The sequence below is a fragment of the Siphonobacter sp. BAB-5405 genome, from assembly GCF_002872335.1.
In the GTDB taxonomy this organism is placed as follows: domain Bacteria; phylum Bacteroidota; class Bacteroidia; order Cytophagales; family Spirosomataceae; genus Siphonobacter.
Genome location: NZ_NJAG01000040.1, coordinates 1 through 7,638 on the forward strand (window position 1 = coordinate 1; position 7,638 = coordinate 7,638).

Here is a 7,638-nt window from a genome sequence, read left to right on the forward strand (position 1 = left end):
TCCTAAGGCCTGACCTGTATAGTGGGCCCAGAAGGCATCGGGGTTATCATAGCAAACTTGTGTAGATATATAAGTGCCCTGACAACCATTGAAATATTGATATGGATTGTCAACTGTACCACCCCACATGCAATAGCCGTCCCATCCGCTAACCGTTACACATTCCGTAGTTTTTGCACTTTTTAGCTGTTTGATTGTCACTTCATTAAGCTGAGTGATATTAGTACCCATTGAGCAGGGAACTGTTACTCCAGATACTTTTTGGTTAAGTATTAGAAATGAAAAGTTTACTAACTGCTCAAGATACTTTTCTTTTGTAGCGTCACTGGATATAATTTCCCGCAGAAACGTCTTAATGTCAAGTAGATTGTACCGCCATTGCTTGTTTTCCCCTTGGATTGCATAAAGTATTTTACCTACAAAATCCGATCCTTCTTTTACTATAGGGACGAGTACTTTATTTTCTTTGACTCCTGGGATAGGAATTGAAAGCTTCCACAGAGGGAGCCCGTGTTCAATAAGAAATCGATCTGAAAAATGTAAGTCATTGTCAAATCCCTTAATGTCGTCTCTAACAGCTTTTATGAGTGGTAAACTACTAGCTGGTATTTGAATTGAATCGGGTTTAGTCTTCAGTAATCTATAATTTTCAGAATCGAAAAACTTGGAATTAGCTGGCTTCTGAATCTCCGAATCGTTAGGTCGGCAGGAGATAATAAAAACCAGAGTCGTTAGAAAAAGATAGATCTTTTTCATGTTATAGAAGGATTTAGTGGGTACAAACATAGACCATCTATGTCTATGGCAAAGAACACAAAATCGAATTTCAAAACAAATCCACTACGTAATGATAATAATATGATAATATATTAATTAAATAATTTTAAAAATGTAATCTCTATATATAAAATTTACCTGAATATATAATATCAAATACACTCTTCTTGTATTTGATATTATATGTAAAGCGAATGCAAACAAAACTGGAATATTGAAAATATATATAAGTTTTAAAAAGGGATGATTAGTTTATATATCTATCTATAAATATGTAAACTAATTATCCATCAAAATATTTGATACCTATTTTACATTTCATGAAGGGTCGTTTATAAAAGGTTATAAACAAAAAGTCCCTCAGATACTATCTGAGGGACTTTTTGTTTATGTCAAGCTAAATATTGGGTTAGTTTGTTCTCGACTATCCAATTCGGTAACGGATTATCGTTTGCAAGTACTTCCTCTATTTGCGAATTACTGACATTTATCAACAGAACGTTGCTAAAGAGCTCTTGGTAAGCCTGGAAGAGAGGGATAGTGGCAGCGTACATTTCCCGAATGATTTCAGGCTTTACTTCATGTCCACCACTTAAGAATCTCAGGTTAGCTCTGTCTAAGCATAACTGGATATCATCTGTAAAGAATAAAAGGAGGTGAATGGTATTTGAGCGATCGAAAGCAACAATACCATTCAGATAATCATAATGAGACTGGAATCCCAAGTTTAATTCCAATGCAAAATCTTCCCCTGAGAAAAGATGACTTCTAATTTTCTGATTGGTACTGACCGAGGCCAAGTCTTTGTAATCAGAAAATCCTTGTTTTTTATACTGATATCCGGCCAGATCCTGATCAACGATAGGCACATGCTCGGGAATGAAGTTAACCGCATTGGAACTTTTGCCTACACCCGGAGGACCCGCAATTACATAAATATTCATCGAACAATGAGTACGGTCCCGTTTTTGTATTCAGCGACCGTATGGCCATCTTCTCGGACGTATACGAGTGGCTGATTAATGGAAAAGAGGTATTCCTTCGTTTTTTCCATTCGTTGCTGCCTCCATTCTGCTCTTTCTTGGCTCGTCATCAAGCGAGGATGTTTAACCATTGTTCCGACTCTGTATTGAATACGATCTTCCATAACGGCTATTGGTATATGAATGCAAAAATACGACAGATGTTTCAATTTCAATGTTTTCTCTTTTTGTTCTATAAGTGCTTTAATGTTGAAGACAGTTCTGCACTACAGTGTATTACATAAATATAGTATGGTATAGTGCGTAAAGTAGTTTTTGCAATACAGTGCTTGTTTTGGGATGTTTATTTGTAATACTTTGTCATACGGAACTCTTATCTGAGGCATATGGCAGCAAATGAAAGTAGTGCAGAAAGTAATTTAAGCACTACGTCAGGTAATACAGAAAGTACTTTTAGCACTACACCTGAACAGGCACCTAAAAAAATGGGTCGTCCAGCTCGTGCAAGTAGTGCCCCTATGCCTTGGTCTGTGAGGGGGGTAGAACCTGAAACCCGACGAGTTCTTGAGAAGGCCTCCCAGCGGGTTGGGAAGACTATTGGCCAATATCTTAATGAAGACGTTCGTGGATTTGCTCAAGGGCAGCTCACACAAACGCAGTTACCCACTGCCCCAGCAGACATCCAAAACCAAATAGATCACCTTACTAAAATGGTTGAAGGAATTGTGACTCGATTGCCCGAACCAGGCAAAAAGAATTTGTGGCAGCGTTTGTTTGGTTAGTCAGTTAGCTCCTTACCTAAATCGAAAACCTTGGCGGTATAGCTACCAATGTTTTTTATTTTCCCATCTGCAACTTTGGTTTGAATATCGTAAAGCTGGCGGTTTATAACTTCTGCTGAGTGAACAGCTAGGACCTGATCGGCCTGATCAGGCCGCAGACGAAACTGGTTCAAGAGCCGTTCTCGTAACGAATTTGTTTGAACAGGCTCCGGCTGAACCTGATAGAAAACCTCAAACTCAATTTCTACCACAGGTTTACGGCCACGTCCTTTTTTGTCTCCATAGATAGGACTATAGCTAAAGGTCAGGTCGGTATGGCCATTTATTTCCTTAGCGGCTATCTCAAGTACATTAGTTTTAAATTTGGTCCAGTCTGGATAAGTATCCTTGCCAGTTTTTTCATCAATTATTCCGAGCATTGTTTTTAGCTCTGTAACACTACGGCGGAATGTTTTGTCTTTCATGTTTTTATACATGCAGAGAAGTTCATAAATGCGTTTTGCATACGCCGAGCTAAGAGATATTGCTGCTACTAATTGAATCTTAGTAAACCGTTCGCTCAAGTCTACATAGAATGGACGCACTTTCTGAGAAAGCTCAATTTCTATAACACCTGTTCCCTTTTTGTACTCGGCTGAAGATATAAATGATCCATGAAAATAATTGCCATTAGGCAAGGTTGCTCTAAATATCCGGGAATTTAACCTTTCAGTAGCTTTCCTATACGATTCAAATTTTAACTCCTCTGACCCAATGATATTGGCCATAGCTTTAACAGATACTTGGTACATCTTAGTGGGGGGATCGTCTCTTCTTACTTGAGCTACTACCATGTAAAATAGATTTTTCTCTGTCTCAGTCATTTCATACCGAGCTGTAGTTAAAGCATTATCTTGAAATATTTCTAGCTTATCCATATAGATTGATTTTGAGCCAAATATAAAAAACGTAAAACAAAAAAGAAACCTACGTTAATATAACTGTGTTTTTCACCGACCAAACCTGTGTTTTTTAAGAGGGTTTTACCGACCAAACCTGTGTTTTTAAGAGGGTTTCACCGACCAAACCTGTGTTTTTTACCGACCAAACCTGTGTTTTTAAAAGTTATCCACATTGTAACTATCTGATTTTTAGTGGTTTATAAACTGTTTTTTTTCCTTCAAGAGTATAACAAGAGATTTTGAAAAATACACAAACACTTGTCTCGCGTGAGTGTATGTGTGTGTACGCGAGGAAACAGCCGTTCTCAAGTGATTTTGTTTTGTTTCCCGCCGCACCTTTATGGCTTGCGTCTGCTGCGCAGCACGCTTAAAATTTTGAAAGCAAGGGTGGCGGTTTTCGAGGCAAACACGTCCATCCTACCCAAATAGAGCAACTATACCACCAGCATATAGCAAAAAAACAGGTATACAGCAGAAATAGAACAAACCAGGGTCAAACCACAAAAATAAAACCAAAACAGAGCAAAAATAAGGCGAATTCGTATCTTTGAGAGCCTAAGCAAGCCATGACTTTGTAGCTACAAAAAATCACCTAATTCGGCGCTGCCGGGTGCTTTTTGCAGCTACAAAGTCAGCCTTTTCGTTACGCAAGCTTACGAAAAGGGGGCTTGCCGGGGATACCCCGGACCCGGAGGAAACCTTGAAAATGAGATGATTATGGAAAATAAAGACATCACGCTCCGGTTCCGGGTAACGGCTGACGAGCGGGCGGTAATCGAGAAAAAGGCTCAGACGGCGGGCCTGGTGCTGAGCGAATACGTACGCCGGATGGCTTTGGGCCAGGACGTGCGGGAGCGGATCTCGCCGGAACTGCGACAGGTAGTGATTGGGGTGGCCAATAACCTGAACCAGCTGACCCGGCACGCTCATACGGGCCAGTTGGATGCTTCGAGCATCGAGGCGATACTTGAACAACTCAAACGAGCCCTGCAATGATTGCTAAAACGAGCGTAGGCGGGAGTTTTGGGGGAGCACTAGCCTACGGGGCCGGTGAGCGCGAGAGCGTGGCTGAGAAGCCAAAGCCGTCGCAGCTGCTGGGAGCCTCGAACCTGTTGAGCCGCGATCCAGCGGGGATGGCCCGGGAAATGCAGGCGGTAGCCGACGGTTCTCGCTGTAAGACGCCGGTGTGGCATACGTCGCTGAGCTGGCCGAAAGGGCAGGAACTAGATGAACGAAAGCTTCGGCAGGCAGCAGCAGAGTATTGCGTAGGCATCGGAGCGGATCCCCGCCGGCACCAGGTGGCCATCTACCAGCACTTTGACAAGGCCCATCCTCACTTGCACATTTACATCAACCGGGTACCGCTAGATGGAGGTCCGGCTTTGGACACTTCTCACAACTACGCTCGGAACGTGAAGGTGTGCGAACAGATCCGGCAGAAGCTAGGCTTTGCGGAGCTGCCGAAAGAGCGGCAAAGTCTGCGGGATCACGATCTCAAGAAGCAAAGCACGCGGGAGTACGTGGCTGAAACGCTCAGAACTGCCCTAGAAACGACGAACGTAGTCTCGGTAAACGATCTACGTGATGAGCTAGAAAAGAAGGGCGTAGAGAGCATTTTTAAGTACGACAGCCAGGCTCGCCTGGTCGGATGCAGTTTTCGCTACAACCAGGTAGCCGTGAAAGGCACCGAAGTTGGCTATAAGGCCGCTCAGGTAGCGGGACGACTTCAGCGTAATGAACAAGCCCAGGATCAAAGCCAAGCGGCCTGGGATGCCCTGTTCTCAGGGTATGCGGCGGCATCCGCAGTGAAAGAGGCCGAAAAAATGGATGAACTACTCAAGGGCTACAGTCAGGCCGCCGCTCAGGAGCAACAACGTAGTCAAAAGACCGAACTAGCTCCCAAATCAGAAGAGATCAAGCAACAACCTAAGCAATCCCGAGGACCTAAACTATGAATCCAGCCCAACTCTTAGCAGATGTAAACGAGATCAAGCAACGCTTAGCCAGTCTGGAGGCCCGGTCTGAGCCCGCGACGTTGAAGGAGGTACAGGCTTTAGCCAGCCGTCCAATTGAAGTGAGTCCAGGTGAAATAGCCGGACTACTGCTTCCGGAGATCAAGCGAGGCATACCAACGACTGCTGTATTCATGCAGGCAGCGGATGATGTCGAAAAGCGGCTAAAGGCGAGTACTACCCAGGTAGCTGAGCGAGTGGAGCAGGCGGCAGCCGCTGTTCCAAGAGAGGTTAAAGTAACGGGAGACGTCTACGGTTTTACCAACTGGAAAGCCGCTTTGATTTATGGAGTAGTGCTGCTTGCGACCGTTGCCGTAGCCTGGTATACGTGTAATCACTACCGGGAGCAGGCTCAGGAAACGGTCATTTTTGAACAGGCGAAAGAGGTCGCTAAAGAGCGAGACTACTACTATCACCAAATTCAGGCTTATAAACAAAGGTATCCCAAGTATGCCGACTTATTTACTCCCTATGATGATAAAGGGTTCTGGAAGAAGTTTAAATAGATGTAAATCAAAGTCGATTTAATCAGAAAGCTAAGCGGCTATTTTATTAATACTCAAAATTTAAAGAATGTTTGAAAGAAGGTTAGAAAAGAGACTTTTTTAGTTGAGTATATTAAATACAACATTATACTGGTTTTAAAGAGATAAAGGAAAACTTAGAGATAGAATACCTCAATTTCCATCAATTCGTTTAAAATATAATTAGCCATTTTTAGAAAACAAATGCACGCCTGTCAGGAAGATACGTGAGGTTGAAAAAATAGAATATCTGGAAATAGTTACATAAAAAGATATGTAACTATTTCCAGATATTCTATTATGGTGACATAGTAGAATATTATTGTATAAACTAAAATGAATAATCCATTGTTGAAGTAAATAGGAAATTGAAAATGGTAGATTCCTTATCTGCATCAACGCCATCTATATAGTATTCACCTAATCCAGTCATAAGCGTTTCTAGTCCTACGTGGGTACAATCTAAAGAAGATTCTACAAAATCCTTTATCCAGTCAATGCTATTATTTAATTCGTCTAGATTATTTCGTTTAATAATTTTTTGATCAGCTTTTCCAGGATCCCAAAATACGATACTATAAAATGGAGCAGCAACGCTGACTAGGAGATCAAAGTGATTTTTTTCATGACCAGATTCTGAAATAATGGTTGCTGTATAGCATCTATTTAAACTCATAGTTGCATCAAATACAAAATTTATTCGCGTGCGGACCATTGCCAGTACATTAGACCACTTCATGAAATCTTGCATTAACTGATCTGTCACTCGTTTATTAAACAGAATAATTTTTTCGGACAAATAATATTCCTGCTGGAAGCTATATACTCCTTTGGGAATAGTTTGCTTTATAATAGAAATAATCTCTTTTGTTTGGTCCATTTTAATCACAATTATAAGCACCAAACATGCCAGCGTATTTGACATCACGAGCTAGAACCGGTGAAGCAGCCGTATAGCTATGTGCGACAGAGATACCCGTAGAGCCAACCTGTTCAATTAATCTGGATTTGTAAGCACGCATAAATTCTCGCTGGATTTCTGAGTGGAATCGTGCATTGGTCATCAGTCCTGCCTTCACTTCGTGTTTGTAGAGTTTATATATTTCAATAGCATCACTCATTGCTCCATTAAAGGCTCGAGCAGCGTAGTTGGCAGCTTCTCCTGATTCTATGATACGTCCATTCCAAGTTTCATAAGGTACTTGTACCTTAAAATATTTGTACTGAATGAGTACTTTTGGATCCCCTTCACGAGGATTTCCAATAAACTTCAAATTAAATCGAATAGCTGCTTCCTGGCCAGCTGAAGTTGTACGGACAAAGTTAAACGAACTACAATCAACCTGAGATCCTATTTGATTGGCATCATAGGTAACACCGGGCAACGTAAAATCTTCACCTGCTGGAGGGGGAGGACCTCCTACTCCGGTATTCAATCCTAAGGCCTGACCTGTATAGTGGGCCCAGAAGGCATCGGGGTTATCATAGCAAACTTGTGTAGATATATAAGTGCCCTGACAACCATTGAAATATTGATATGGATTGTCAACTGTACCACCCCACATGCAATAGCCGTCCCATCCGCTAACCGTTACACATTCCGTAGTTTTTGCACTTTT

The 7,638-nt window shown here is 41.9% G+C and carries 9 protein-coding genes; 4 read left to right on the forward strand and 5 right to left on the reverse strand.

Annotation, left to right across the window (positions count from 1 at the left end; all coding sequences use genetic code 11):
- Together BWI97_RS21135 and BWI97_RS21140 are read right to left on the reverse strand one after the other, a co-directional pair.
- On the reverse strand, positions 1 to 756 hold a 756-nt coding region (locus BWI97_RS21135; protein ID WP_146010995.1), incomplete at its 3' end, for a hypothetical protein.
- Between the two features lie 413 nt (positions 757 to 1,169).
- Complete coding sequence (locus BWI97_RS21140) at positions 1,170 to 1,721, reverse strand: hypothetical protein (RefSeq protein ID WP_102202689.1); 552 nt, start codon at positions 1,719 to 1,721, stop codon at positions 1,170 to 1,172.
- A 425-nt stretch (positions 1,722 to 2,146) separates the two neighbouring features.
- Between BWI97_RS21140 and BWI97_RS21145 the strand changes: the two genes are divergently transcribed.
- Positions 2,147 to 2,542 carry a hypothetical protein gene (locus BWI97_RS21145; RefSeq protein ID WP_233207935.1) on the forward strand — a complete coding sequence of 132 codons (396 nt, stop codon included), beginning with the start codon at positions 2,147 to 2,149 and terminating at the stop codon, positions 2,540 to 2,542.
- Here BWI97_RS21145 and BWI97_RS21150 read toward each other — a convergent pair.
- Positions 2,539 to 3,459 carry a replication initiation protein gene (locus tag BWI97_RS21150; RefSeq protein ID WP_102202690.1) on the reverse strand — a complete coding sequence of 307 codons (921 nt, stop codon included), beginning with the start codon at positions 3,457 to 3,459 and terminating at the stop codon, positions 2,539 to 2,541. The genes BWI97_RS21145 and BWI97_RS21150 overlap by 4 nt on opposite strands.
- A gap of 735 nt (positions 3,460 to 4,194) precedes the next feature.
- Here BWI97_RS21150 and mobC point away from each other — a divergent pair.
- From mobC to BWI97_RS21165, 3 genes are read left to right on the forward strand one after another with little or no spacing between them, the layout of a single operon-like run.
- Entirely contained in the window at positions 4,195 to 4,479 is a 285-nt protein-coding gene (mobC, locus tag BWI97_RS21155; RefSeq protein WP_233207936.1) for a plasmid mobilization relaxosome protein MobC, read from the forward strand.
- A complete protein-coding gene (locus BWI97_RS21160; RefSeq protein WP_102202691.1) occupies positions 4,476 to 5,438 on the forward strand; it encodes a relaxase/mobilization nuclease domain-containing protein in 963 nt (320 codons plus the stop codon). The genes mobC and BWI97_RS21160 overlap by 4 nt, the downstream gene beginning before the upstream one ends.
- Positions 5,435 to 6,001: a hypothetical protein gene (locus BWI97_RS21165; protein ID WP_102202692.1), complete on the forward strand. Its 567-nt coding sequence runs from the start codon at positions 5,435 to 5,437 to the stop codon at positions 5,999 to 6,001. Before BWI97_RS21160 ends, BWI97_RS21165 begins: the two co-directional genes overlap by 4 nt.
- A gap of 349 nt (positions 6,002 to 6,350) precedes the next feature.
- On the opposite strand, the gene BWI97_RS21170 is transcribed toward BWI97_RS21165, so the two are convergent.
- Together BWI97_RS21170 and BWI97_RS27740 are read right to left on the reverse strand one after the other, a co-directional pair.
- On the reverse strand, positions 6,351 to 6,944 hold the full coding sequence (locus BWI97_RS21170) for a hypothetical protein (RefSeq protein WP_146010996.1): 594 nt from the start codon (positions 6,942 to 6,944) through the stop codon (positions 6,351 to 6,353).
- Positions 6,901 to 7,638: hypothetical protein (locus BWI97_RS27740; protein ID WP_233207937.1), on the reverse strand; the 738-nt coding region annotated here is incomplete at its 5' end. The genes BWI97_RS27740 and BWI97_RS21170, both read right to left, overlap by 44 nt.